24 protein-coding genes, 1 tRNA gene and 1 pseudogene are annotated in these 24182 nt (G+C 50.1%); 14 read left to right on the plus strand and 12 right to left on the minus strand.

Annotation, left to right across the window (positions count from 1 at the left end):
* Positions 1 to 2: 2 nt before the first annotated feature.
* Entirely contained in the window at positions 3 to 107 is a 105-nt protein-coding gene (locus V1587_RS05160) for a pyrBI operon leader peptide (RefSeq protein WP_022646880.1), read from the minus strand.
* On the opposite strand from V1587_RS05160, the pseudogene V1587_RS05165 reads away from it, so the two are divergent.
* A pseudogene (locus V1587_RS05165) lies at positions 87 to 204 on the plus strand (hypothetical protein). The gene V1587_RS05160 and the pseudogene V1587_RS05165 overlap by 21 nt on opposite strands.
* A gap of 3 nt (positions 205 to 207) precedes the next feature.
* On the opposite strand, the gene V1587_RS05170 reads toward V1587_RS05165, so the two are convergent.
* The 5 genes from V1587_RS05170 to arcA form a co-directional block, all read right to left on the minus strand.
* Positions 208 to 687, minus strand: coding sequence for an arginine repressor (locus tag V1587_RS05170; protein WP_039024059.1), 480 nt, complete (start codon positions 685 to 687; stop codon positions 208 to 210).
* An 80-nt stretch (positions 688 to 767) separates the two neighbouring features.
* Positions 768 to 2171, minus strand: a complete 1404-nt coding sequence (locus V1587_RS05175; protein ID WP_371899450.1) for a YfcC family protein — start codon at positions 2169 to 2171, stop codon at positions 768 to 770.
* 46 nt (positions 2172 to 2217) lie between these two features.
* On the minus strand, positions 2218 to 3222 hold the full coding sequence (gene argF / locus V1587_RS05180) for an ornithine carbamoyltransferase (protein ID WP_371899449.1): 1005 nt from the start codon (positions 3220 to 3222) through the stop codon (positions 2218 to 2220).
* A gap of 26 nt (positions 3223 to 3248) precedes the next feature.
* A complete protein-coding gene (arcC, locus tag V1587_RS05185; protein WP_032661347.1) occupies positions 3249 to 4160 on the minus strand; it encodes a carbamate kinase in 912 nt (303 codons plus the stop codon).
* A gap of 10 nt (positions 4161 to 4170) precedes the next feature.
* Positions 4171 to 5391, minus strand: a complete 1221-nt coding sequence (arcA, locus tag V1587_RS05190) for an arginine deiminase (protein WP_023334320.1) — start codon at positions 5389 to 5391, stop codon at positions 4171 to 4173.
* Positions 5392 to 6066: 675 nt separating this feature from the next.
* Between arcA and V1587_RS05195 the strand changes: the two genes are divergently transcribed.
* On the plus strand, positions 6067 to 6519 hold the full coding sequence (locus tag V1587_RS05195) for a YhcH/YjgK/YiaL family protein (RefSeq protein WP_371899448.1): 453 nt from the start codon (positions 6067 to 6069) through the stop codon (positions 6517 to 6519).
* A gap of 988 nt (positions 6520 to 7507) precedes the next feature.
* Here the strand turns inward: V1587_RS05195 and argF (V1587_RS05200) are convergent.
* Positions 7508 to 8512 carry an ornithine carbamoyltransferase gene (gene argF, locus V1587_RS05200; protein WP_010427327.1) on the minus strand — a complete coding sequence of 335 codons (1005 nt, stop codon included), beginning with the start codon at positions 8510 to 8512 and terminating at the stop codon, positions 7508 to 7510.
* Entirely contained in the window at positions 8482 to 8577 is a 96-nt protein-coding gene (locus V1587_RS05205) for a hypothetical protein (protein WP_213014347.1), read from the minus strand. Before V1587_RS05205 ends, argF (V1587_RS05200) begins: the two co-directional genes overlap by 31 nt.
* 99 nt (positions 8578 to 8676) lie before the next feature.
* Between V1587_RS05205 and rraB the strand changes: the two genes are divergently transcribed.
* The 10 genes from rraB (at position 8677) to V1587_RS05255 (ending at position 18956) form a co-directional block, all read left to right on the plus strand.
* Entirely contained in the window at positions 8677 to 9102 is a 426-nt protein-coding gene (gene rraB, locus V1587_RS05210) for a ribonuclease E inhibitor RraB (protein WP_014882320.1), read from the plus strand.
* Positions 9103 to 9148: 46 nt separating this feature from the next.
* On the plus strand, positions 9149 to 9907 hold the full coding sequence (miaE, locus tag V1587_RS05215) for a tRNA isopentenyl-2-thiomethyl-A-37 hydroxylase MiaE (RefSeq protein WP_371899447.1): 759 nt from the start codon (positions 9149 to 9151) through the stop codon (positions 9905 to 9907).
* Between the two features lie 30 nt (positions 9908 to 9937).
* The gene (locus tag V1587_RS05220; RefSeq protein WP_371899446.1) at positions 9938 to 10660 is read left to right on the plus strand and encodes a topoisomerase II; all 723 of its coding nucleotides are present in this window, start codon (positions 9938 to 9940) and stop codon (positions 10658 to 10660) included.
* Between the two features lie 106 nt (positions 10661 to 10766).
* A tRNA-Leu gene (locus V1587_RS05225) sits at positions 10767 to 10851 on the plus strand.
* Between the two features lie 163 nt (positions 10852 to 11014).
* Positions 11015 to 12151, plus strand: coding sequence for a tyrosine-type recombinase/integrase (locus tag V1587_RS05230; protein WP_395314522.1), 1137 nt, complete (start codon positions 11015 to 11017; stop codon positions 12149 to 12151).
* Positions 12152 to 12232: 81 nt separating this feature from the next.
* Positions 12233 to 15139, plus strand: a complete 2907-nt coding sequence (locus V1587_RS05235; protein ID WP_367075480.1) for a reverse transcriptase domain-containing protein — start codon at positions 12233 to 12235, stop codon at positions 15137 to 15139.
* Positions 15136 to 15825 carry a hypothetical protein gene (locus tag V1587_RS05240; protein ID WP_367075481.1) on the plus strand — a complete coding sequence of 230 codons (690 nt, stop codon included), beginning with the start codon at positions 15136 to 15138 and terminating at the stop codon, positions 15823 to 15825. The genes V1587_RS05235 and V1587_RS05240 overlap by 4 nt, the downstream gene beginning before the upstream one ends.
* A 915-nt stretch (positions 15826 to 16740) precedes the next feature.
* Complete coding sequence (locus V1587_RS05245) at positions 16741 to 17337, plus strand: hypothetical protein (RefSeq protein WP_367075483.1); 597 nt, start codon at positions 16741 to 16743, stop codon at positions 17335 to 17337.
* Positions 17334 to 17831, plus strand: coding sequence for an ImmA/IrrE family metallo-endopeptidase (locus tag V1587_RS05250; RefSeq protein WP_367075485.1), 498 nt, complete (start codon positions 17334 to 17336; stop codon positions 17829 to 17831). The genes V1587_RS05245 and V1587_RS05250 overlap by 4 nt, the downstream gene beginning before the upstream one ends.
* Before the next feature lie 12 nt (positions 17832 to 17843).
* Positions 17844 to 18956: a protein beta gene (locus V1587_RS05255; protein WP_367075487.1), complete on the plus strand. Its 1113-nt coding sequence runs from the start codon at positions 17844 to 17846 to the stop codon at positions 18954 to 18956.
* Positions 18957 to 18992: 36 nt separating this feature from the next.
* Here V1587_RS05255 and V1587_RS05260 read toward each other — a convergent pair whose 3' ends face one another.
* Entirely contained in the window at positions 18993 to 19694 is a 702-nt protein-coding gene (locus V1587_RS05260) for a sce7726 family protein (protein WP_371899423.1), read from the minus strand.
* Between the two features lie 132 nt (positions 19695 to 19826).
* Complete coding sequence (locus tag V1587_RS05265; RefSeq protein WP_371899422.1) at positions 19827 to 20699, minus strand: phosphorothioated DNA-binding restriction endonuclease; 873 nt, start codon at positions 20697 to 20699, stop codon at positions 19827 to 19829.
* A 300-nt stretch (positions 20700 to 20999) separates the two neighbouring features.
* Here V1587_RS05265 and V1587_RS05270 point away from each other — a divergent pair, with 300 nt between their 5' ends.
* Positions 21000 to 21455 (plus strand): SymE family type I addiction module toxin, encoded by a 456-nt coding sequence (locus V1587_RS05270; protein ID WP_395314523.1) that lies wholly within the window; start codon positions 21000 to 21002, stop codon positions 21453 to 21455.
* Between the two features lie 44 nt (positions 21456 to 21499).
* Here V1587_RS05270 and trpS read toward each other — a convergent pair whose 3' ends face one another.
* Positions 21500 to 22501 carry a tryptophan--tRNA ligase gene (trpS, locus tag V1587_RS05275; RefSeq protein ID WP_371899420.1) on the minus strand — a complete coding sequence of 334 codons (1002 nt, stop codon included), beginning with the start codon at positions 22499 to 22501 and terminating at the stop codon, positions 21500 to 21502.
* A 200-nt stretch (positions 22502 to 22701) separates the two neighbouring features.
* Here trpS and fosA point away from each other — a divergent pair, with 200 nt between their 5' ends.
* Positions 22702 to 23127 (plus strand): FosA/FosA2 family fosfomycin resistance glutathione transferase, encoded by a 426-nt coding sequence (fosA, locus tag V1587_RS05280; protein WP_371899419.1) that lies wholly within the window; start codon positions 22702 to 22704, stop codon positions 23125 to 23127.
* On the opposite strand, the gene V1587_RS05285 is transcribed toward fosA, so the two are convergent.
* A complete protein-coding gene (locus V1587_RS05285) occupies positions 23113 to 24120 on the minus strand; it encodes a LacI family DNA-binding transcriptional regulator (RefSeq protein WP_032664098.1) in 1008 nt (335 codons plus the stop codon). The two genes, fosA and V1587_RS05285, sit on opposite strands and share 15 nt — an antisense overlap.
* Positions 24121 to 24182: the final 62 nt, after the last annotated feature.

Consider the following 24182-nt stretch of genomic DNA (forward strand, 5'->3'; position numbering starts at 1 on the left):
CCTCAAATGAGGGGCTCTGGGAATAGGTTTAGCAACGGGAAGAAAAACGGCAGGCCAGCGTCTGATTTCAGACGCGGTAAGACGTTATGTCGTACACGCTTGACCATGCTTCCTCCCGGCAAATTGTCGGGCATTATACGCAGCTCGCTTTTCGGATCAAGCGATTTAATGCACGCTTTACTCAATGCAAACGGTTCTTTATGAATATTAATTCGTTCTGAGTAAATAATTAATTTGCTTATGCACCAGCGCGGTGCGCTTCACCACCCGCGGAGCGACCCAGACGATACTGCTGCCGGCCACCACGCCTAATATTTCCGGAAGCTGGTGATAATCCAGAATACGCGCCACCGCGCGGCCATATCCGGCGACGGTATGGACAAGGATAAACTCGCTATTATGCTCGACGCTCACCACCATTTCCGAAACGGTACGTGCAGCATCGGGGGCAGGGCGCAGCTGGGGATTCAACGAATAAATCTTTAGCCCTTTGGCATTTCGAATTTTTATGACTCCGAGCAACTTCAGCAATCGCGAAACGGTCGACTGGCTGATGCTGTCAAACCCTCTCTCCTGCAGGTCGCGGCGAATCTCTTCCTGCGAAAGATAACTCTTTTCGGCGATCAAACGCTGGCACACCGTGAGCTGCAGTTGTTCTTTGGGAGAGTACTCTTCGTAATCCATCATGTTTCCCATATCAGTTCCCGAAATAACCGGTGACACCGCACCGATCCGTAGGCCGGATAAGCGCAGCGCCATCCGGCAAATTACAACAACGCCCCCAGACTTAACGCCACCATAATCACCACCGTCAGGATCGCCAGCAGCGGCGCCACCCATTTCAGATAGCGCACGTAGGGCACCCGGGCGATAGCCAGCCCGCCCATCACGACGGCAGAGGTGGGCGTGACGAGGTTTACGATGCCGGAGGCCGACTGGTAAGCCGTGACCACCAGGTCGCGGTTGACGTTAGCGAAATCAGCAAGCGGTGCCATGATCGGCATCGTCAGAACGGCCAGGCCGGATGAAGAAGGCACAAGAAACGACAGCACGACCTCCAGCCAGTACATCACGTTGATAAACGCCACCGTGGACAACCCGCTGACCAGCCCTTCCGCGCTGTGCAAAATGGTGTGGGTAATCATGCCCTTATCCATGATGACTACGATACCGCGCGCGATGCCGATAATCAGCGCGACGCCCAGCAAATCTCGCGCGCCGTTGATAAACGTCGACGTCAGCTCCTCTTCGCTCATGCGGGCAATCAGGCCAACGATAATCGCGCTGGCGAGAAATACTGCGGAGATCTCCGCCATCCACCAGCCCAGCACCGCCACGCCGTAAATCATCACCGCGAAGGCGAGGGCAAAAATCACCAGGATGATTTTGCGCACCGGGGTGAATTCCAGCGACTGTTCGCCTTTGTTGCCGAGGAAATGGGCGAGGTTCTCTTCCTGCTTGTCTGCAACGATAGACTGCGAGGGATCCTTGCGCACCTTGCGGGCGTAGCGCATCACCCACGCCACGCAGATGATCCAGCCGATGACCAGCAGCGCCACGCGCAGTGCGATGCCGTTGGTAAAGGGGATCCCGGCGGCGTTGGCGGCGATGACCGTGGCAAACGGGTTAATGGTGGAACCCAGCGTGCCGATCCCCGCCCCGAGCAGCACGGTGGAGGCGGCGACAACCGGATCGAACCTGGCGGCCAGCATCACCGGCACCAGCAGGGTGTAGAACGGCAGCGACTCTTCGGCCATGCCGTAAATGGTGCCGCCCGCGGCAAACAGCGCCATCAGGATCGGGATCATCCACTCCTCGCGTCCGCGCAGTCGGGTGGTGACGCGCTCGATCCCGGCGTCAATCGCCCCGGTTTTGGTGACGATCCCGAGAAATCCCCCGATGATCAGAATAAACAGCGCCACGTCGATCGCTCCGGCCTGGCCGGAAACCGGATCGTACAGCCCGGCGATGGGCGCCATCAGGACGGAAACCAGCCCCTGCGGATGTGCGGCCACGTGCGAGTAGGTTCCGGCAATCGGGACTTCTTTACCGAGGGTGTCGTTCATCGCCATCTGATACTGACCGGCGGGAACGACCCAGCTCAGCGCCGCCACAACGGCAATCAGAAAAAAGAGAATGGTGTAAGCGGAGGGAAACTTAAACTTGCCCATGATGTTCTCCTTAAACCCGGCGCACCCGCGGCGCGCCGGGCGGTGATTAGTCGCCGAGTGTCGCCACCATGACCGCTTTAATGGTGTGCATGCGGTTCTCTGCTTCGTCGAAGACGATGGAGTTTGGTGATTCGAAGACCTCTTCCGTCACCTCCAGCCCCTTCAGCCCGTACGCCATCTCGATCTCGCGACCCACTTTGGTGTGCTCGTTGTGGAACGCCGGCAGGCAGTGCATGAACTTGACGTTCGGGTTGCCGGTGGCCTTCATCACCTGGGCGTTAATCTGATACGGCTTCATCAGGCTGACGCGCTCGGCCCAGGCTTCCTTCGGCTCGCCCATGGAGACCCACACGTCGGTGTAGAGGAAGTCGGTCCCCTGCACGCCTTCTTCCACGTCGTCGGTGAGGGTAATGCGCGCGCCCGTCTCTTTTGCGATGGCGCGGCACTGCTCAACCAGCCCCGCTTCCGGCCAGAAGGATTTCGGCGCGACGAGGCGGATATCCATCCCCATCTTGGCCGCGCCAACCATCAGCGAGTTGCCCATGTTGTTGCGCGCGTCCCCGAGGTAGGCAAAGCTCAGCTCCGGCAGGGTTTTGCCCGGGGAGTGCTCCAGCATGGTCATCAGGTCGGCGAGGATTTGGGTTGGGTGGAACTCGTCGGTCAGGCCGTTCCACACCGGCACGCCCGCGTACTCGCCCAGCTCTTCAACGATGGCCTGGCCGTAGCCGCGGTATTCGATGCCGTCGTACATGCGGCCCAGCACGCGGGCGGTGTCTTTCATCGACTCTTTATGGCCAATCTGCGATCCGCTTGGGCCGAGATAGGACACCTGCGCGCCCTGATCGAACGCGCCCACTTCGAAGGCGCAGCGGGTGCGGGTGGAGGTTTTTTCAAAGATCAGGGCGATGTTTTTCCCGACCAGGGTTTGCTTCTCGCGCCCGGCTTTTTTGGCGGCCTTGAGCTCAATGGCGAGGTCGATCAGGTACTGGATCTCCGCCGGGGTGTAGTCCAGCAGTTTCAGGAAGTTGCGGTTTTTCAGGTTGATGGTCATGGCTAAATCCTTTTTAAAATGAGTGTTCAGTTACGAATCAACGTGCCTTTCTCGCCCGCGAGGATCTCCGCGCCGTCGGCCAGCGCGCCGATCCCGGCAATGCCGTTACAGGCTTCAACGAACTCGCGGCAGGCGGCCACTTTCGGCCCCATCGATCCGGCGTCGAACTGCATGCCCCTGAGCAGTTCCGGCGTCACCTGCGCCAGCGGACGCTGGGTCGGTTTGCCCCAGTCGAGGTACACCGCGTCGGCATCGGTGAGGATCAGCAGGGCATCGGCTTCGATCTGGCGCGCCAGCAGGGCGGCGGAGAGGTCTTTGTCGATTACCGCCTCAATGCCGCGATAGCCGTTAGCGTGTTCCACCACCGGTACGCCGCCGCCGCCGTTGCAGATCACCAGGTGGTCGCGCTGGATCAGCGCCGTGATGGCGTCGCTCTCGACGATGCGCTTCGGCTGCGGTGACGGCACCACGCGGCGGACGTAGCTGCCGTCGGCCTTAAACACCCAGCCTTTCTCCGCCGCCAGCGTTTTTGCCTGGGCTTCGCTGTAGACCGGGCCGATGTACTTGGTCGGGTTGCTGAAGGCCGGGTCGGCGGCGTCCACTTCCACCTGCGTGAGCAGAACGCTCACCTCCCGCTGCGGCAGGCTGTTTTTCAGCGCCTGCTGGAGCATGTAGCCGATCATTCCCTGGCTTTCCGCGCCGAGAACGTCCAGCGGGTAGGGCGTGACTTTGTCGTAGGCGCTGTTCTGCAGCGCCAGCAGCCCGACCTGCGGCCCGTTGCCGTGTACCAGCACCACGCGCCACTGCGCCGTCAGCCCGGCGATGGTGCGGGCGGCCTGCTCGATGTTCTGGCGCTGGATCTCCGCTTCAAGCGGCTCGCCGCGCTTGAGCAGCGCGTTGCCGCCCAGGGCCACAACCAGAGTGGGTTTTCGTTCCATGATGGCTCCTTTAAATTCCGTCGCGTTCCAGTGGGCAGCTCATGCAGCGCGCGCCGCCGCGGCCGCGTCCGAGCTCGTCGCCAGGGATGGGCAGCACGGTGATGCCCGCTTTGTCGTACTTCTCGTTGGTCCAGACGTTGCGCTCGTAGCCGATCACCACGCCGGGGCGGATGGTGAGGACGTTATTGGCGTCGTTCCACTGCTCGCGTTCGGCCTCAAAGGCGTCGCCACCGGTGGTGATCAGACGCACCTGGTTAATGCCGAGCGCCTTCTCGATGGCGTGCAGCAGGTCGGTTTCCTGGGTGCGCTGCAGGCCGCCGCGACCGTCCGGGGTGAGCGTCCAGCACTGGGCGTCTTTGCGCACCACTTCCGGGTAGACGGAGAAGGTATCCACGTCGATGTGGGTCATGACGGTGTCGAGGTGCATGCAGGAGCGGTGTTTTGGCAGCTCAACGGCGATCACTCGCTCGGCCTGGCGGTGTTTGAACAGGCTGTTGGCGAGGAACTCCACGCCCTGCGGCGTCGTGCGCTCGGACATGCCGATCAATACCGCGCCGCGGCCAATCACTAATACGTCACCGCCTTCTAAGGTGGCGTGGTCGTAATTAATATTCTCGTCGCCGAAATACTTAATAAAATCGCCGTCGGCAAACGCCGGGTGCCAGCGATATATTGCCCGCAGGTTATTGGTTTCACGCTGACGGGCCGGTTTGGCCATTGGGTTAATAGAGACGCCGTTATAAATCCAGCACGAGGTATCGCGGGTAAATAAATGGTTCGGCAGCGGTTTCATAATAAAATCATTCGCCGTGTGGGTATCCACCACCATATTTTTAATGGCCGCCGGTATTTCACCGTAGGTTAATCCGCCGCTCAGCCTGCGCGCCAGTTCACGGTGCGGCATATCCGCCAGCCAGCCGCGCACGTCGCCGGCAAAGGTTGGGCCGAGGCGATAGTCGGAGATTTGCGTATCCAGCAGCCAGGCTTTCGCTTCTGCAATATCAAGGGTTTGTGTAAGAAGGTCGGTCAATAGCAGGACTTCCACACCCTGCTCGCGCAGCGTATTTGCGAAGATGTCATGCTCCTCACCCGCCCTCTCAACCGAGAGCACGTCATCGAAAAGCAGCTCCTGACAATTCGATGGCGTTAAGCGTTTCAGACTTAAATTTGGGCGGTGCAGCATAACGCTACGCAATTGACCAATTTCAGAACCGACGTAATGCTTTTCCATAATTATTCCTTTAACTGTTTTTCAGAATAAAAAGGGCATGCGCCATGTGATGTGTTTAATTGCATGGCGGCTAAGCTCAATTGATTTCGTGATTCATACTAGGCAGTTAAATAATCCGTATTGTGATATTGCTCACGCGAAAACGGATATTAAGGGGGTTGTTTTCATTTGCATGATTCGCATCAGATAATGATTAATTGGTTATTCTGGCGAGGTGAATAGCTAAGCAATATCCGTTGTCATTATTTGCAGTTGTTAGTGTTTTGTAGAATTTCATGCTTTGAAATATTTTGTTAAGCCATTGATTTTAATTGTGTTTGAAGGCGACAGGGAATGGCTATGCAATATTGCTAATTAACTATTTTTGGCTTAAGGAAAATCAATAAATATTTATTGAATTTAATAGCAAATTATCAAAGTGATAAAATGTGAAGCTGTAGCGAGTTTTGTTGTTAAGGCATGACGATCAGTAAGTTAGCGCAAGGCCGTGATAACGAAGAACTGAAGATATGCATAATGATTGCATAAATGCCTGCGAGGGCTTAACAGCAAATTAACACCTTTCCCGATAAACATGCGCTCGCGCAAGCCTCGTCCAAAAAGGGCTGGTATGGCAGCCTGGATTCTCGTATAAAAGATAAAAATGAAACATTGTTTTATATTGAGGGTTTTCTAATGATTATTGGCAACATCCACCATCTGCAGTCCTGGCTGCCTGACGATCTGCGCCAGGCGATTGAGCACGTAAAAGCCCACGTCACCGACGCCACACCGCTCGGCAAGCACGACATCAACGGCAGCCGCCTGTTTTATCTTGTCTCTGAAGACATGACCCTGCCGTTCGCCGAGCGCCGCGCCGAGTACCACGCGCGCTATCTGGATATCCAGATCGTGATGAAGGGTCAGGAAGGGATGACCTTCAGCACCCTGCCGCCCGGCATGCCGGACACCGACTGGCTGGCGGACAAAGACATCGCGTTCCTGCCGGAAGGCGAACAGGAGAAAACCGTGGTGCTGAGCGAAGGGGATTTTGTGGTGTTCTGGCCGGGTGAGGTGCATAAGCCGCTGTGCGCGGTGGGGGCACCGGCGCAGGTGCGTAAAGTAGTGGTTAAGATGCTTGTTGCCTGAAACGGGTGTTTGAAAGGGCCAGGATGAGGGCGTCAGGCCGCATCACCGCCTGATTCGCCCGGCGGCGCTACGCTTGCACGGGCCTACGGGCCGGGTTTTCTCCCTCTCCCCGTGGGAGAGGACCGGGGTGAGGGCATCAGGCCGCATCGTCGCCTGATTCGCCCGGCGGCGCTACGCTTGCACGGGCCTACGGGCCGGGTTTTCTCCCTCTCCCCGTGGGAGAGGACCGAGGTGAGGGCATCAGGCCGCATCGTCGCCTGATTCGCCCGGCGGCGCTACGCTTGCACGGGCCTACGGGCCGGGTGTTCTCCCTCTCCCCGTGGGAGAGGGCCGGGGTGAGGGTATCAGGCCGCATCGTCGCCTGATTCGCCCGGTGGCGCTACGCTTGCACGGGCCTGTGGGCCGGGTGTTCTCCCTCTCCCCGTGGGAGAGGGCCGGGGTGAGGGCACCAGACCGCATCACCGCCTGATTCGCCCGGTGGCGCTACGCTTGCACGGGCCTACGGGCCGGGTGTTCTCCCTCTCCCCGTGGGAGAGGGCCGGGGTGAGGGCACCAGGCCGCATCGTCGCCTGATTCACCCGGCGGCGCTTCGCTTGCACGGGCCTACGGGCCGGGTTTTCTCCCTCTCCCCGTGGGAGAGGACCGATGTGAGGGCATCAGGCCGCATCGTCGCCTGATTCGCCCGGCGGCGCTACGCTTGCACGGGCCTACGGGCTGGGTGTTCTCCCTCTCCCCGTGGGAGAGGGCCGGGATGAGGGCGTCAGGCCGCATCGTCGCCTGATTCGCCCGGCGGCGCTACGCTTGCACGGGCCTGTGGGCCGGGTGTTCTCCCTCTCCCCGTGGGAGAGGGCCGGGGTGAGGGCGTCAGGCCGCATCGTCGCCTGATTCGCCCGGCGGCGCTTCGCTTGCACGGGCCTGTGGGCCGGGTGTTCTCCCTCTCCCAGTGGGAGAGGGCCGGGGTGAGGGCGTCAGGCCGCAGAGGATTAAATCACTCCCCAAGCGTCGCCACCATCACCGCTTTAATCGTATGCATCCGGTTTTCCGCCTGGTCGAACACGATGCTCGCCGCCGACTCAAACACCTCGTCCGTCACCTCCATCCCGCCGTGCAGATCGAACTCCTTCGCCATCTGCTTGCCGAGCGTGGTCTGGTCGTCATGGAACGCCGGCAGACAGTGCAGAAACTTCACGTCCGGATTCCCGGTCAGCGCCATCATCTGCGCGTTTACCTGATACCCGCGCAGCAGCGCGATACGCTCCGCCCACTTCTCTTTGGCTTCGCCCATCGACACCCACACGTCGGTATAGATAAAGTCCGCGCCCTTCACGCCCGCCGCCACGTCTTCCGTCAGGGTGATTTTCCCGCCGTGCTTCTCCGCCAGCGCGCTGCACTCCGCCACCAGGCTCTCTTCCGGCCAGCAGGCCTTCGGAGCCACCAGGCGCAGATCCAGCCCGGTCAGTGCCGCTGCTTCCAGCATTGAGTTGCCCATGTTGTTGCGCGCGTCGCCCGCGTAGACCAGCGTCATCTCGTTAAACGCCTTGCCCGGCAGGTGCTCCTGCATGGTCAGCAGGTCCGCCAGCAGCTGGGTCGGGTGGAACTCGTTGGTCAGCCCGTTCCACACCGGCACGCCCGCGTACTGCGCCAGCGTTTCGACCACTTCCTGGCCGTGGCCGCGATACTGAATGCCGTCGTACATCCGCCCGAGCACTCGCGCGGTGTCCTTAATTGACTCTTTATGCCCAATCTGGCTGCCGCTCGGCCCTAAATAGGTGACGCGCGCGCCCTGGTCAAATGCGGCAACTTCGAAAGAGCAACGTGTACGGGTCGAGTCTTTTTCGAAGATGAGCGCGATGTTTTTACCGGTAAGCTTCTGTACTTCCTTGCCATTTTTTTTATCGGCTTTGAGCTGTGCGGCAAGGGTCAGCAGAGAAGTGAACTGTGCAGGGGTAAAGTCGAGCAATTTCAGAAAGTGTTTCTTGTACAGATCAGACATTTTATCCTCACATGGCGAACGCCACTTATTGAATTAAAATTCACTTTATATGTGTAATTATTCATTTGCAACCCCGTTTCACAAATCTTTCCAACAAAGGTGGAGGCAAACCCGCCCGTGTGTGAAAATAGAAGTATCTGCCGCACTTTAAAGAGGATTGAGCCATGGCAAACCCGGAACACCTGGAAGAGCAACGCGAAGAGACGCGTCTGATTATTGAAGAGCTGCTGGAAGACGGTAGCGATCCGGACGCGCTGTACACCATCGAGCACCATTTCTCTGCGGATGATTTCGACGCGCTGGAAAAAATGGCCGTGGAAGCCTTCAAGCTGGGCTACGAAGTGACCGAGCCGGAAGAGCTGGAAGTGGAAGAGGGCGACACCGTCATCTGCTGCGACATCCTGAGCGAAGGCGCGCTGAAGGCGGAGCTGATCGACGCGCAGGTCGAACAGCTGATGAACCTGGCCGAGAAGTTTGAAGTGGAATACGACGGCTGGGGAACCTACTTCGAAGATCCGAACGGTGAAGACGGCGAAGAGGGCGACGACGAAGATTACGTCGACGAAGACGACGACGGCGTGCGTCACTAAGTGATTCAGGCGGTGGCACGCGCCACCGCTTTTTCAAGGCAGAACCATGGATTACCCGCAGATACTCGCCCCCGTACTCAACTTCCTCCAGTGCCCGACCCCGCAAGCATGGATTGATAAAGCCCGCGACCCGGCGAACCTGCCGCTGCTGCTCACCGACCACATGGTGTGCGAGCTCAAGGCCGCCCAGACCGCGCTGCTGCTGGTGCGTAAATACGTCGCCGACGAAAGCGGTGCCGACGCGCTGCTCGACTGGCTCAAACCCTACGAACAGTTCACCTTCCGCGACGGCCCAGAGCCGGACTTCATCGCCCTGCACAGGCAGATTGGCAAAAGCGTGATGCCCAAAACCGACGACCCGTGGGGCCAGGCGCTCATCGACAGCATGGTGCTGCTGATTAAAGAGGAGCTGCACCACTTCTGGCAGGTGCGCGAGGCGATGCTGGCTCGCGACATTCCGTACGTCAAAATCACCGCCAGCCGCTACGCCAAAGGGATGCTGAAGGAAGTGCGCACCCACGAGCCGCTGACGCTGATCGACAAGCTCATCTGCGGCGCCTACATCGAAGCCCGCTCCTGCGAACGCTTCGCCGCGCTGGCCCCGTCCCTCGACGACGACCTGCAGAGGTTTTATCTCTCGCTGCTGCGCTCGGAAGCGCGCCACTATCAGGACTACCTGACGCTGGCCCAGCAGGTGAGTGACGACGATATCTCACCGCGCATACAGCTTTTTGGCGAAATTGAAGCCACACTTATCTCGACACCGGACAACGAGTTTCGCTTCCACAGCGGCGTGCCGGTGTAAACCGGCATAGCGAAAGGATAAGGATGCGAGATGAATAAAACGTGGACCCGTATTGTGATTGTCGTCATTGCGGCTGCCGCCGTGGCGTTCTGGGTGTTTTTCGACAGGCAGCGCGCCCCGGAACGAGAGATGGATAACACCCTCAACGCGATGCCCGCCTGGCAGGTGATTAAGGAGCAGGAGCCCGCGCTGCATCAGCGCATCCTCGACCAGATGTCCGCCCTGCAAAAGGCGGGCGAGCCGGAGCAGCAGATTATCGACACCATCCAGCCGCAGATCCTGCATTTGCAGATGTCGCGCCTGCAAAACGCCCCGGACGCCAACGTGGTGAACTACATGACTATCAACATGGAGCAGACCGCCGCCATCCAGAAGGTGAGCGACGACGCCTGCTTCCGCTTCCTCTACCCGATGGTGAAGGGCGGCGTGAACCCGATGCGCATGCTGGATAAAGACCTGATGACGCGGCGCATGCAGGCCGATGCCGACATGATGCGCGCGGCTTACGGCAAAAACCGCCACACCGTGACCCCGGCCGAACGCGAGGCGGCTGTCGAGGATGTGCGACCGATAATGAAGGCACTTGCCGATAAGTACGGCGAGGACATCCAGCTGCTGCAGATGCCGGAGAAGGCGGCGGGCAAAGAGAAGCTCTCCTGCGATATGGTGCAGGAGATGTGGGCCAAGGTGCTGGCGCTGCCGGAGCAGAAGGCGGCGAGGGTGATACGGCTGGCGGTGTCTGAGCTGGAGTGACGAAGGACGCTGGTTTTTTGGGCACTTAGCGCGGGTTTCGCGCGTCGTCGCTTGCATGGCGGCGCGCGACAGGTATAATCCACAACGTTTCCGCATCCCCTTCAGTGCCGAAGTGGCGAAATCGGTAGACGCAGTTGATTCAAAATCAACCGTAGAAATACGTGCCGGTTCGAGTCCGGCCTTCGGCACCATTAGTACTTCCAAGATCATCCGAAAAAGTCCAACTATTCACTTAAAATCAATTTTCGCAGCGATTTTTACGGCCTGAGTCGTCCGAGGTTGTCCGTTGAAATCCGGAAGTCATTGGGGGCATAATTGGGGGCATCTTAACTTCGATTAGAAATGTGCCCCCAAATGAAGGTCAACACCAGACAGGTCGAGACAGCTAAGCCAAAAGACAAACGCTACAAAATCGCCGATGGCGGCGGTTTGTATCTTGAGGTTTTGGCCACGGGCTCTAAAAACTGGCGCATGAAATACCGACGCTCCTCTGACAGGAAAGAGGAGCGCCTCGCTTTAGGTGTTTGGCCTACTGAGACTCTTGCTCAGACAATAGCAAAACTCGACGAAGCTAAAAAGCTGTTAGTGCAGAGCATTGATCCAAAAGCCGAGCAGAAAGAAGCTCAGGCCGAGAATTCGGGGGCATATACTTTCGAAACTGTCGCTCGTGAATGGCCTGCCAGTAACAAGCGCTGGAGTGAAGACCATAGATCGCGCGTTCTACGCTACCTTGAGCTTTATATCTTCCCTCAAATCGGTTCGTCTGACATTCGCCAGTTCAAAACCAGCCACCTATTAGCCCCGATTAAAAAAGTTATTGCCAGTGCTAAGAATAACGTCGCGCAGCGTCTTCAACAGCGTGTCACGACTATTATGCATTATGCAGTACAGAATGATTACATCAACTCAAATCCAGCCAGTGATATGGCCGGTGCGCTATCGACAACCAAACCGCGACATTATCCCGCGTTATCCTCTAGCCGCTTCCCTGAGTTTCTTCCTCGTCTTGCTGCATATCGTGGCCGTGTAATGACACGGATCGCGGTCGAGCTTTCTTTACTAACTTTTTTACCTTCTAGTGAGTTACGCTTTACGCGTTGGGATGAGTTTGACTTCGATGAATCTCTTTGGCGTGTACCTGCAAAACGAGATGAAATTAAATATGTGCGTTACTCGTACCGTGGTATGAAGATGAAAGCGGAGCATAACGTTCCGCTTATTTGGCAGGCGATGGGTTATGACACGAAAACTGAAGTTTGTGGAAACGGATTCAAAACAATGGCGCGTGTTGCTTTGGAAGAGTCAAGGTTATGGAGCAAAGATGCTATAGAATGGCGGTTGAGCCATTCCGAACGTAGCAATGTGCGTGCGGCCTACATGCATATTTCTGAACATTTTGATGAGCGTCGTCTAATGGTTCAATGGGGGGCCGAATTTCTTTCCGGAAATACCCATACATTAATTTCTCCATATGAGTTTGCAAAAAGTTAAACACTTAAATATATATCAATAATATTGATGATGCTTGCTTGATTTAAACTAAATCGCCCTTAAGTAAAGGAATAATAATTAATGATTACTAACAATGTCGTTATAAGCGCTTATAATTGCCTTAAGTCATATGCTTACTATGAAAATCTTAATTTCTTTCTAAAAGCTGAAGTGGCTCGTTTTGAAAGTTTTAATTTTCAATCAAAAATTGATCGAATAGTTGAGTTCTTCGAAAATGATAATGAAGATTTCACAAAATGGCTGAATAAAATCGAAGTTGAGCTTTTGCCAAAGAAAATTGATAGTCATTTAGACTTTGAACAAAAAAGTGGAGCCCTCTTCTTAAGTAATAATAAAACAGCGGATAATTATAAAGTTTGTGCAGTGAATTATTTAATAACTGCCCCTACAGAAATATATATTATTGAAACCCTTTGGTCTATTTTTGTTGGGTCCTTACTTGATGATAATTTTTCAGACTCAGTTTTCGGAAATAGAATTTCTAAGTCAATCAAGAAATACTCTAAGAAAAATGATGATAGCAGAAAAATAAATGCTAAAAATATTTTCGAAAGATATATTGATAACTATAATCGATGGCGAGATGGTGGGATAAATAAAGCAATTGAGGTTATAGAAAAAGAACGTAATGATGTTGCTATATTATCACTTGATCTGAAAGGTTATTATTACAATATTGACATTGATTTTGATGTCATTGACGATTTTATTAGAGAATATCAACTTGAAGAAATTAAAGAACTATCATTATTTCTGAATGAAAAGTTAAAGCTGATGCATGAAACTTATAGGAATAAGATATCTCCTTTTATTGAGGAAACTCACCCGGAATCTATTTTAAAGGGGATTCCAATTGGTTTTACGTCATCAGCTATATTGGCAAACTGGTATCTCGGTGATTTTGACCGGGATATTAAATCCAAGATTAATCCATCTTATTATGGTCGTTATGTAGATGATATTTTATTTGTCTTTTCTTCGCCTAAAATTGGAATTGAAGATAGAGGTGATGAAGTAGTTAATTTCATTAACAGAAAGTTAAACGACTTTATAATACCTACTGACGATCAAAAGGGGTTCAAATTGACGTCAGCGTATCATGAGTTACCCATTCAAAAAGATAAGCTTATCTTTCATTATTTTAATAAAGATCATAGTCTTGCTGGTTTGCAGGTTTTCAAACAAGAAATTGAAAACAGAAGTAGTGCTTTTCGTTTTTTGCCAGAAGAGCATATTTCAAGTGACCTAGATAAGTTTGCATATGATATTTTATTTGATGGCTCTGCCAATAAATTTAGGAGTATAGTGGGTTTGGCGGAAAATGAAACAGAGCTTTCTAAGTATATATCCTCTCATATTTTAGCTCACAGATTATGTAATTTGCCTTCTAATGAAAACACCTTGAAGCAAATAACATTATTCTTTAAAGGTGAAAACGGGCTAAGGTTTTGCCGATTGTGGGAAAAGGTTCTTTCATACACCTTAATTACAAGGAGATATGGCTTTTCAATAATGTTTTATAAGCAAGTTATTGAATTAATACACAAGGTTAAATGGTATAGTAAAAATGATGATAATGTAATCGATAGAAATAACGAAATTAGTGAACTAGTGGCCGATAAGTTAAAGCTAGGAATCCAGCGATATATAGATATCTCAATGTGTTTAAATCTCGCATTGCTAGATTTAGATACTTTGTTAGGGGGTGAAAAACCACGAAATAGAAGTTTGGAAGGATTGTGGGATTTAATAAATCAGCATGATGAAATGCCCTTGATGATAAAAAGATTTAGGATGAGCAACATGATTCGTCATAATCTAGTTTCTTGGCCTTTAGCTAATTACACAAGTTATAATGGTGATCTTACAGAAGAAAATTTATATAGTAAATTGCATGGTGTTTCACTGTTAAAAAGAAAGATCAATAAAACTCCAAGATATATCCATGCCGATGAAGAACAACTGTTTGAATTAATTGATGCTTTGCACAAAAATACTTTAAATGACTTTACAGAGGAAAATAAATATCATAGAAAAAGTTGTTCTGTAGAACGTATAAAAGACAATAAAGCGCTGGAAATAACGATCGATGTAGACGATACTAAACATAATGATACAATAAAAATTGCTCTTGCAAATATGAAGGTCGAATACAAAGATATTGAGAGTGCATGTAGAAAAGATCAGTTGCCAAATTTAAGCTATGAGCGACAGAAAAATCTTTATCGTATTCTTAATTCCGCGACCGATGAGAAGGTTCAGATATTACTGCTTCCTGAGTTATCGATACCTGTTTCTTGGTTGCCATTTATGGCTGCACATTCAAGAAGAAAGCAAGTTGCTCTAATATTTGGTCTTGAGCACTGGGTGGTGAATGATCGTGCGAATAATATTTTGGTTGAAATGTTACCTTATTCTTCCCATTTTAAGCATAAGTCCAGTATGTTGACATTCAGAGTTAAAAATCACTATGCACCAAGTGAAATTAAAATGTTGACCTCATTAAGGCTGGATATTTCGTCACCTATTCCGGAACATCAAAAATATCATTTAATAAAATGGAAAAACATATCGTTTTCAACATACAACTGCTTTGAGTTGGCAAATATTGAACATCGGGCACTTTTCCGCTCTAAGCTTGATATATTATTTGCTAGTGTATGGAACAAGGATATAAATTATTATCAACACATCACTGAATCAGCCGCCAGAGATTTACACTGCTATGTTGCGCAATCAAATACATCTCATTATGGTGGTTCATGTGTTCTTCAACCTACTAGCAGTACAATTTCTAATAAAATATATGTTAAAGGTGGAGAGAATCATTGTATTTTAACAGCTACCCTGAATATTTATGCGTTACGTGAGGCTCAATATCGGTCATTTAGAATAGATTCGGATTTTATTAAACACAATCCTCCTGGATTTGATTATGACGAACTTTTAGCTCGGAGTGGAAAATGAGTGCGTTTTGGGAAGGGCTTCTGTCATCTAGTATTTCTTTAGCCGTTATTGGTTTTGTTTGTAAAACATTTTTAAAACATATTGATAAAAGAGAATTAGAATCCTTTAAAAATAAACTTAAATATGAAAGTGATATAAAGGCAAAGGAAGAAGATCGTAATTACGATATTCGGAAGGCAAGGGACCTTGAGGTTGGCCGTTGGGGACTAACTTTACTGAGCGCTGCAAATGGCTTTTTAGGCCGATTGTATTATATCAAAGAACACAAAAATCTTTCATCGAACCAGTATATTGTTGATAGCACAAGGTTCTATTTGTGTCAGTATCTTTTCTGGGCTCAACTTTTTAGGAAAAATAGAGACTCTTCTGTGTTCTCACCAACAAATGATGAGATGCTTATTACCGAGCTAATTAAAAACATTTCAATCACTTTACGAGGAAATGAATTCGGTTTGCCGTGTATTCGATCTCTTGAACAGCAGTACATTGGTGATAGTTTAAATATTAAAAGTGAGTGCATTACTTACAAGGAATTTATAGATTCCAAGGTGTTGAGTCAATATTCAGCATTAAATGATTTTGTTGATTCAATTCTGAATGATGACAATAAAGAGTTTATCAATATAATTATTGTATCGTTTCAAGATTTGAAATCCCATTTTGAGACTACACTGCTAAAAAAATAATTTTACTTCTGGTGCGTAATGCTCTTCCCGCCACGCCTGCTCACTTAAGGGGCCGCTTTTTATGCAGGTGCAAGAGCAGCTTCAGATGGTGCCAGAGCTGGCGTCATCGAGGGCAGCGAGGCGGGTAAAACGCATGCAAAACCATGCGCATGCATGGCTTAATTTACGGGGATTTTTTGACGGGCTACTGCGCGGCCAGTTCTGAGCGTTTATTCACGTAATTCTGGTTTTGCGCGGGTGTGTTTTTTTACGATTACCAGCCCGCGAAGCCGCGTCAGGCCTGAATAGCCGGTATTTTTTATACCTGATGATCATACTGGGTGAACAATCGACTGTTCACCCCTTCATTGTCTATCACCTTATTAACCTTATGAAAATTTTATATAAAAATCAAAGATGAACAGTAAAAGCTAAAATTCCCCTTCCCTCCCCTCGTCGCCTGAACCGGCCCAACCTGAGCGCGCAAAAATTACAAAGGTGAAGAGTCGACTGTTTACACTTCACTAACTCCTCATCATTTAACTACATGATATAAAATGAGAAATAATCGAGGCGAACTATTAAATGCAAAAAAATTCTTTTTGGGGATTGAGTTTCGGTAAGGATCCGGATTTCGGATCCTTACCGAATAGGGCGTAATCTTTAATTTGCTTGCAATATCAAATGGCTAAGCTTGAAGTGGTTGTAAAAGGGTTTGGGCTTAAAAGGGTAGCATATTAGTTATAATTAAATTAATAATTATTTAATTTCAGTGAGTTACATCGAGATTCGAGTCCGGCCTTCGCACCAAATGATGCAAAAATGAGCTGCCTGAAGGTGGTTTTTTTGCTTAGAATGCTAAAATTAGCACTTGTCCATTAGATTTCTCCGGTTTATGGTGTTATCTTGAATAAAATTGTATTAAATGGACAGTATATGCATAAGAAAATCATATTATTTTTTTTATTCGTATCATTGAATGCGCATGGAAGCATTAAATTTGAATCTTTAAGTTTAACGCAGCCGCAGTCTGATCCTGCTTTTGAATTAATTAAACCGAATTATTCATTTGAAAATTATAGTAAGAAAAATGATGATTTTCTTATAGAGCAGTACGGTAATGTCAAAGATACTCAAAATGAATTTCTTCAAGCACTTGATGATTTGAAAGAAAATACCAGCTTTAATTATGCTTTGTGGGCTAGTATCCTTCTAGGATGTGTGACGATAATAATCACACTTATAAGTGTGTTATTGGCATTAATGTCTATCGTTGGATATCGAAACTTCAAAAAGAGTATTGAATTAAAAGTTAAGAATATTTCATCATTAGTTGCAAAAGAAGAAACAACAAAACAAATTGATTATGTTGCCAAGAAAGAACTTGTTAGATTAATAGACGAAGGGGCATTAACACAGCACCTTGAAAGTGCAGTTGATATGGTATATCTACGACTGAGAGGCCGCCCAGATGATTCAAAGGATGGTTTTAACAAATATCCAGAATTAGATGATGAGGAACTAGAGAAATGAACCACTCACATGAATGGCAACTATTATCTCAAAAAAATAAGCAACTTATTCAAAAATATCAGGAAGAATGCCCAATTAAATTAGGCTTGCTTGCGAGTGAGCTCGGTTTGCAGGTTAAATTAGCAACTTTACCTGCAAATATCTCGGGTGAAATTAAGGAAGTAGAGGGTGTTGTAACGATCAGGATAAACAGGCATGATGTTAAAGCCAGGCAACGTTACACTTTAGCACACGAAATTGCACATTTTCTTTTGCACCGCCATTTATTGCGAGAAGGTATAAGCGACGATGTTTTATATCGTTCTTCACAATCCGGTGATATTGAAGCAGAGGCTAACAGGCTGGCTGCAGATATAATTATGCCATCATCTCACATCGATAAGATATATCAAATTCATTATAAAGGGAAAAAAGATGCTATACTTTATGAGTTAATGGCTGAAAGTCTTGCTGTTTCCGTAATAGCCTTGAAATATCGTTTGGGAGTTAATTGAAAAGGGATGTCTATGCTGCTGACAAAATTTTCTTACATACCAATTCTTGCACTCAAGCCGGCAGAGATGGCAGCCTTGGAAGAATTACCTTCAAAGGATAAGTCTCTTTTATTGCCTTTAATCTCTCTTAAGAAGTGGGCAAACTCGAAAACTTTTATAAAGTCATTAGAACGGATAAAAAAAGCCATTGGTGATAATTATTTTATTGCTGATTTAGATAAAGACTTTCTGGTTAACTTGGCAGAAGGTAAAGTTACTTGTTCAGATGAGTTTACTAAGGAAATTTTGAATTTATCTTCACCAGATGACGGGTATAGTAATTGGTCGGATTTCATTGCTCAGCATAATAATTTTATACCTGCGCTTCAATTTGGTAAAGTTAATGAATTGAGTGCTCAATTAGAAAAGCTCATATTATTAAATAAACCTATTGTTGCTCGTTTTGAGTTTTTTGGGTCTCATGCAATATCACTGTCAGATTTCACTGCTGCAATTAAGATTTTATCAAAAAAAAATTACGATCATGGTTTGCTTGTAATATTTGATTATGGCGATGTGAATCGGTTTGATCTTTTAGAGTATCAAAAATATTCTAATCTCATAAAAAACATTAATACCTTACTCCCTTCAGCTGTGTTTAGTGTTTCTGGAACTTCATTTCCATACTCTTTTGCTGGCTCCTATCGTGGGGAGATACCAATCTATGAAAGACAAATTTTTAATAAAATTTTTAAAGATTGTAAAAAAATTAAGACTATTTATTCTGATCGAGCAAGTACAAGAGCATTAAACAATGATGGTGGTGCCGGTACTCCCCCACCAAGAATAGATTATCCTCTCAAAAATGAGTGGCGTTTTATAAGAAAAGAATTTTCATCTGGGACGATCGAGAAGGAGGAATTATACAAACTTGCTGCATGTGAAATGTTAGATTCTGAATATTGGGATCATAATTTACATCTTTGGGGCACTCAAATGATTGAAAAGACATGCCTTGGAGATCCTTTTGGGATTACTTCAGCTAACAGGGCAACGGCAGTACGTATAAACCTGCATTTGTATCAGCAACTACATTATCATGACTCTTTAGATGATTTAGATACTGAGGAGGAATGGGTTGATTAATACATTAATAACGATATTATAATTATAATATCGTTATTAAATACCATCTTTGATTGCTTTTATTGCTTGAAGAAAACTGTCTAATTTTTTTTCATAAGAGATTGCTGGTATATTTTTCTTTTTACTCTCAGTTTTAATTATCGCCTTTGTCTGTAATTCTGAGTAATTATAAAAATTACCTCCTCTTTTTCTATACCTATTCTTAATATTTTCTATGGCTGCCCCTCTTAGAAGATAAATAGGTAGTTTTGACACTAAAACTTCGATGTCTATTCTTTTTCTGCTCGTTATATTTAAATGTTGTTTTTTTGATAAATTAATCAGTTCTACCAGAGTCATCATTCGAACAAATGTTAATTTGTCTTTTACTCGCGATATGCGTCCTTGCCTAATGATTTTAAATGTTGTATCTTTGATTTCCCATATGCCAACATTGCTTGGTGTTTTAAGTAGTATATTAGGAATGAATTTTGACGCAGCTACTATAGTAACTTTGTCAAAATGATTCAAGTATTCAGAGATTTGGCCCTCTAATCTATTAAGTGAATCGAATTCACTTTTAATTTCAAAAGCATGAAGAGTATCATCTTTCACAAAGAAAACATCTACTCTTCTCGTGAAATTAGCGATGCTAAATTCTGTTATAGCATAACTGTTAGAATCATCTTCGCATTTCAATAAATGCGTTAAAAGTATTTTTTTAATAGCGAACTCTTTTATTTTTTCGTTTTCTTTCATTCTGCTGTTCCAATTAAAGCAATGGGGTATTATAAACTATATGTACTAGATTTTGTAGTAGATGATAATTTTAATATTAAAGCCCATAAAAATGGACGTCATTGCTTAAAAAATAACTACTTTAGATTGGTTTTAACCTATTTTAAACACCTCCCTACGATGCCACTCCACAAACCCCTCCCTTGGATAATTCCTTTTCACCATTGGCAGCGCAATTTGCTTCCCTGCAAAATCCCAGAACAGCCGCCCAACAATCCCTCCCCCATTCACCGCCTCGGACACCAGCACCCGCATACTCTCATCAAGCCCAATAGAGCCCTTATCAAACGCCTTATGATGAATCGCACACAGTGCCAGTCCGTTCGGGATCTCACACGGTCCGCCAAACTGCTTCCACTTGATATGCGCGGCTTCAAGTCCAACAGAGGCGTTATCATGCCGCATGTTGAATCCGCAGATTGCGCACTCATAGTTATAAGCACGTAGCACCTGCTGCCGGAACAGCGGATCGCGAACCTTACGAATCTGCTGGATATCAAAACCCATCTCATCCGCGATCTCTTCCTGAATGCTTTCAGGAAAGTGCGCTTCAAGGATCTGCTGCGCCAGCGAGCCGATCAGTTTTTGGTTCTTAATCAGAAGCGCAAAGTGCTCTTCATCAAACCCGCCTGCGACGTTATGTTCCACAAGTTCTTTAACAGGCGGTTGCTTACTGCCAGTGGTCGAACAGAACTCAGTGTTCTTCAGATCCCAAAATCCGTCCCTCTTGAGCCGCCAGAAGGGCATATTTGGGTAATGCGCCTTCCGCTGTGGGCCAAAGCGTTCTAACAGGCTAAGCAGCTGCTCGTGGACCTCAGTTCCGTAATCAAACAGTCGCGCATGCCCCTGCTGATACTTCGCCAGCACGTACAGAAGCAATAAAGGCTTATGCGGCGCACGCTGTTCGCCTTTGCGCCAGATAGTGATGTCGGCAATTGCCTGTTCAAGAGTTTTGCTGGAAGCCATCGCGTTACGGAAGAAGGTAAATAATTGCGATGATGCTCGCAAAACTCAGGACAGGCAACCCACAATCAACAAAAACATGACCTTACCGCACACTACGCTATTTCCTGAATCCCCCTCGCAAATTCCAAATTTACCCAACACCAAACCGCTGTATTTATATTCAGCCCTGTATAATGAGCACCAGAAATTACGCCAACCGGCAAAAGGAAGTATCAAAGAATATTAAAGAAGAATTCGCGATATGAAGGTGCTGCAACACCCCCATACCGCTAACCACCAACAACTGAAAAGGAGTTGAAAATGGCTGCGACGAATTTTAAGCAAGAGTTTACTGTTTGCAAAACAGAATCAGACGCTTTCACCGGCATGATTGAAAACCGCGAGCTGGTACGCAAAAACAGCGCCCGCCGTCTTCACGGCAACCCGCCCAACGCGGCCCCCGTCCATCCTCGCGCGGAAACGCCGCAGGACAGTGCAGTTTGCTGCGAACTGTATGCTCGCATAGACATGAAATATCTTATTCTGGGTGGTGAGTGGTTAACCCGTGCGGGCTTTATCGACGGCATGCCCGTAAAAATCCGCGCCATGAAAGACTGCATTGTGATTACGCCGCAGCATACAAGAGAATTATGGGGATGCCTGGAAGGTATGAGTGTGGTGAATATAAATAAACAGAAAGTCGCGCAGTGGTTAAAAACGTTTCCGGGTGCGTTAAATGACACCGGCGATATTCCGGTCATTAAGCGTAACGCCTGATAAATATCCCGGCCCTGCGCCGGGATTATTATTTAAGCTGTGTTTTAAAACACCGGCACCCCCAGCCCAACCTTCACCTCCCTCAACGTCCCTTGCGTCACCCCCTGCGCCCGTTCGGTCCCGCGCTTCAGCATCGCCATCAGCTCGCCCCTGTCACGCATATACATCGCCCTCCGCTCCCGCATCGGTGCAATCAGTTCCTGCAAACACGCCTCCAGCTCGTTCTTACACGCCCGGTCGCCCAGCCCGCCTGCCTGATAGTGCGACTTCATCGCCGCCACTTTCTCCTTGTCCGGATGAAACGCGTCGAGGTACGTAAACACCACGTTCCCCTCAATCTGCCCCGGGTCGCTCACCTTCAGGTGGTTCGGGTCGGTGTACATGGCGCTGACCGCACGGTGAATCGTCTCTTCGCTGGCCGAAAGGTGCAGCGTGTTGCCCAGCGATTTCGACATCTTGGCGCTGCCGTCAATGCCGGGCAGGCGGCTAGTGTCGCTCAGCATCGCCTTACAGTGGCGCAGCACCGGAACGGGCAGCAGGCTGTTCATCTTGTGCACAATCTCGTTAGTCTGCTCAATCATCGGCAGCTGGTCGTCGCCGACGGGCACGCACTCGGCCTTGAACGCGGTGATGTCCGCCGCCTGGCTGATGGGGTAGGCCATAAACCCGACCGGCAGCGAGCGGGCAAAGCCTTTCTGCGCAATCTCGTTTTTCACCGTCGGGTTACGCTCCACGCGGGCGACGGTGACGATGTTCATATACAGCATCGTCAGCTCGGCGAGGGCGGGCAGGGCGGACTGCAGGCAGATCGTGGTCAGGTTCGGGTCGATGCCGGCGGCGAGGTAGTCGGCCAGCACTTCGGGGATGTTATCGCGGATCTTCTGCGGGTTACTGCCGTTGTCGGTCAGCCCCTGCAGGTCGGCGATCAGCACAAACTGGCTGTGCGTCTGCTGGAGCGCCACGCGCTGGCGCAGCGAGCCGACGAAGTGGCCGAGGTGCAGCGGGCCGGTTGGGCGGTCGCCGGTGAGGATGGTTTGCGTGTTCATAAAGACTCCTTAATGGGCAGTTGCCGAAAGGAGTCTTAGAAATGTGAAAGCCGCCTTTCGGCGGCTATCTAAAAATGGGGGAAAACTACTCCGTGCCGCCTTTAAGAAGGCAGCCACCAGCGGTTTACGGTGAGCACGGCGTGGTTTATGTTCATCTCTTTACCGTATCACGTCCGGCGCGAAAAACAAAAGGGCACGTCATGCTGCAATCACTCAACCACCTGACTCTCGCGGTCAGCGACCTGCAAAAAAGCGTCACCTTCTGGCACGAACTGCTGGGGCTGACCCTGCACGCCCGCTGGAATACCGGGGCCTATCTCACCTGCGGCGATCTGTGGGTCTGCCTGTCGTACGACGAGGCGCGCCGGTACGTGCCGCCGCAGGAGAGCGACTATACCCACTACGCGTTTACCGTCGCGGAAGCGGATTTTGAACCGTTCTCGCAAAGGCTGGAGCAGGCGGGCGTCACCGTCTGGAAGCAGAACAAAAGCGAGGGGGCGTCGTTCTATTTTCTCGACCCGGACGGGCACAAGCTGGAGCTGCACGTGGGCAGCCTCGCCGCGCGGCTGGCGGCGTGTCGCGAGAAGCCCTATGCGGGGATGGTGTTTGCCTCAGACGAGGCTTGAGGCGCGCACCTTCAGCCTGCCCGCCAGCGTCACGTGCGTGGCGGCATCTTCCTGATTGCACAGGTACTCCACCGCCAGCCGTCCCAGCTCGCTGTAAGGCAGCTGGATACTGGTCAGCGGTGGGGTGAGCTGCTCGGAGATCTTCTGGTCGTCGTAGCCCGCCAGCAGCATGTCCTGCGGGATGCGCACGCCGTTCACCGCCAGCGCCTGATAGCAGCCAATCGCCAGCCAGTCGCTGGCGCAGAAGATGGCGTCCGGGCGCTCGGCCAGTTCCAGCAGGGAGGTGGTGGCGGTAAAGGACTCGCTGAACTGCCAGTTGGTCTGGCGCACCAGGCCGTCGTCGCACGCCAGTCCGGCCTGCTGCAGCGCGGCCTGGTAGCCCGCCAGACGCTGGCGTGAGGCCTCCATCCAGCTTTCGCCGGTGATGTGGGCGATGCGCGTGGCCCCGCAGGCGATGAGGTGTTTAGTCACCTGGAAGGCGTTGGCGTAGTCGTCCGGGATAAACGACGGCAGCAGCGGCGAGCCGGGGTCGCGCTGGTTGAGCAGCACCAGCGGGATGCGGGTGCAGTCCTGGAAGGCCGTCATGTCCACCAGCGTGGTGACCGGAGACGCGAGAATAATCCCGATGCAGTTGCGCTTCTCCAGCTGGCGGATGATGTTCAGCGCCAGCTCGATGTCGTCGCCGTAGTCGTAGACGGTGAGCAGGGTCTCGTTGCGCCACGCCGCTTCCCGCGCCTGGCTGATGGCGTCGATAAACGGGTCAAAGCTCTGCAGCGAGCTGACCAGCAGGGCGATTTCTTCCTGGTTGCGCGGGGCGTGAACGGCGGGGAGGCGGTCGTAGCCGAGCTCGGTGGCGACGCCAATCACCCGCTGGCGGGTGTCGTCGCTGAGCTTGATGTTGCGGGACTGGTTGAGCACCAGCGATACCGTCGCCTGCGACACGCCCGCCGCCCGCGCAATATCGTTCATCGTCACTTTCGTTTTTCGCTTCATCCGTCCTCTCCCTTTCGCGATTTCGCATCATACCCTAACCGCACGCTTTAGCGCCGTCGATC

This window comes from Enterobacter sp. ECC-249 (assembly GCF_043965265.1).
Lineage (GTDB): Bacteria > Pseudomonadota > Gammaproteobacteria > Enterobacterales > Enterobacteriaceae > Enterobacter > Enterobacter quasiroggenkampii.

Excerpts from the sequence above, each read along its gene's own strand:
- V1587_RS05160 (WP_022646880.1), bottom strand. The coding sequence starts at position 107 with ATGGTCAAGCGTGTACGACATAACGTCTTACCGCGTCTGAAATCAGAC.
- V1587_RS05170 (WP_039024059.1), bottom strand. The coding sequence starts at position 687 with ATGATGGATTACGAAGAGTACTCTCCCAAAGAACAACTGCAGCTCACG.
- V1587_RS05175 (WP_371899450.1), bottom strand. The coding sequence starts at position 2,171 with ATGGGCAAGTTTAAGTTTCCCTCCGCTTACACCATTCTCTTTTTTCTG.
- argF (WP_371899449.1), bottom strand. The coding sequence starts at position 3,222 with ATGACCATCAACCTGAAAAACCGCAACTTCCTGAAACTGCTGGACTAC.
- arcC (WP_032661347.1), bottom strand. The coding sequence starts at position 4,160 with ATGGAACGAAAACCCACTCTGGTTGTGGCCCTGGGCGGCAACGCGCTG.
- arcA (WP_023334320.1), bottom strand. The coding sequence starts at position 5,391 with ATGGAAAAGCATTACGTCGGTTCTGAAATTGGTCAATTGCGTAGCGTT.
- V1587_RS05195 (WP_371899448.1), top strand. The coding sequence starts at position 6,067 with ATGATTATTGGCAACATCCACCATCTGCAGTCCTGGCTGCCTGACGAT.
- argF (WP_010427327.1), bottom strand. The coding sequence starts at position 8,512 with ATGTCTGATCTGTACAAGAAACACTTTCTGAAATTGCTCGACTTTACC.
- V1587_RS05205 (WP_213014347.1), bottom strand. The coding sequence starts at position 8,577 with ATGAATAATTACACATATAAAGTGAATTTTAATTCAATAAGTGGCGTT.
- rraB (WP_014882320.1), top strand. The coding sequence starts at position 8,677 with ATGGCAAACCCGGAACACCTGGAAGAGCAACGCGAAGAGACGCGTCTG.
- miaE (WP_371899447.1), top strand. The coding sequence starts at position 9,149 with ATGGATTACCCGCAGATACTCGCCCCCGTACTCAACTTCCTCCAGTGC.
- V1587_RS05220 (WP_371899446.1), top strand. The coding sequence starts at position 9,938 with ATGAATAAAACGTGGACCCGTATTGTGATTGTCGTCATTGCGGCTGCC.
- V1587_RS05230 (WP_395314522.1), top strand. The coding sequence starts at position 11,015 with ATGAAGGTCAACACCAGACAGGTCGAGACAGCTAAGCCAAAAGACAAA.
- V1587_RS05235 (WP_367075480.1), top strand. The coding sequence starts at position 12,233 with ATGATTACTAACAATGTCGTTATAAGCGCTTATAATTGCCTTAAGTCA.
- V1587_RS05240 (WP_367075481.1), top strand. The coding sequence starts at position 15,136 with ATGAGTGCGTTTTGGGAAGGGCTTCTGTCATCTAGTATTTCTTTAGCC.
- V1587_RS05245 (WP_367075483.1), top strand. The coding sequence starts at position 16,741 with ATGCATAAGAAAATCATATTATTTTTTTTATTCGTATCATTGAATGCG.
- V1587_RS05250 (WP_367075485.1), top strand. The coding sequence starts at position 17,334 with ATGAACCACTCACATGAATGGCAACTATTATCTCAAAAAAATAAGCAA.
- V1587_RS05255 (WP_367075487.1), top strand. The coding sequence starts at position 17,844 with ATGCTGCTGACAAAATTTTCTTACATACCAATTCTTGCACTCAAGCCG.
- V1587_RS05260 (WP_371899423.1), bottom strand. The coding sequence starts at position 19,694 with ATGAAAGAAAACGAAAAAATAAAAGAGTTCGCTATTAAAAAAATACTT.
- V1587_RS05265 (WP_371899422.1), bottom strand. The coding sequence starts at position 20,699 with ATGGCTTCCAGCAAAACTCTTGAACAGGCAATTGCCGACATCACTATC.
- V1587_RS05270 (WP_395314523.1), top strand. The coding sequence starts at position 21,000 with ATGGCTGCGACGAATTTTAAGCAAGAGTTTACTGTTTGCAAAACAGAA.
- trpS (WP_371899420.1), bottom strand. The coding sequence starts at position 22,501 with ATGAACACGCAAACCATCCTCACCGGCGACCGCCCAACCGGCCCGCTG.
- fosA (WP_371899419.1), top strand. The coding sequence starts at position 22,702 with ATGCTGCAATCACTCAACCACCTGACTCTCGCGGTCAGCGACCTGCAA.
- V1587_RS05285 (WP_032664098.1), bottom strand. The coding sequence starts at position 24,120 with ATGAAGCGAAAAACGAAAGTGACGATGAACGATATTGCGCGGGCGGCG.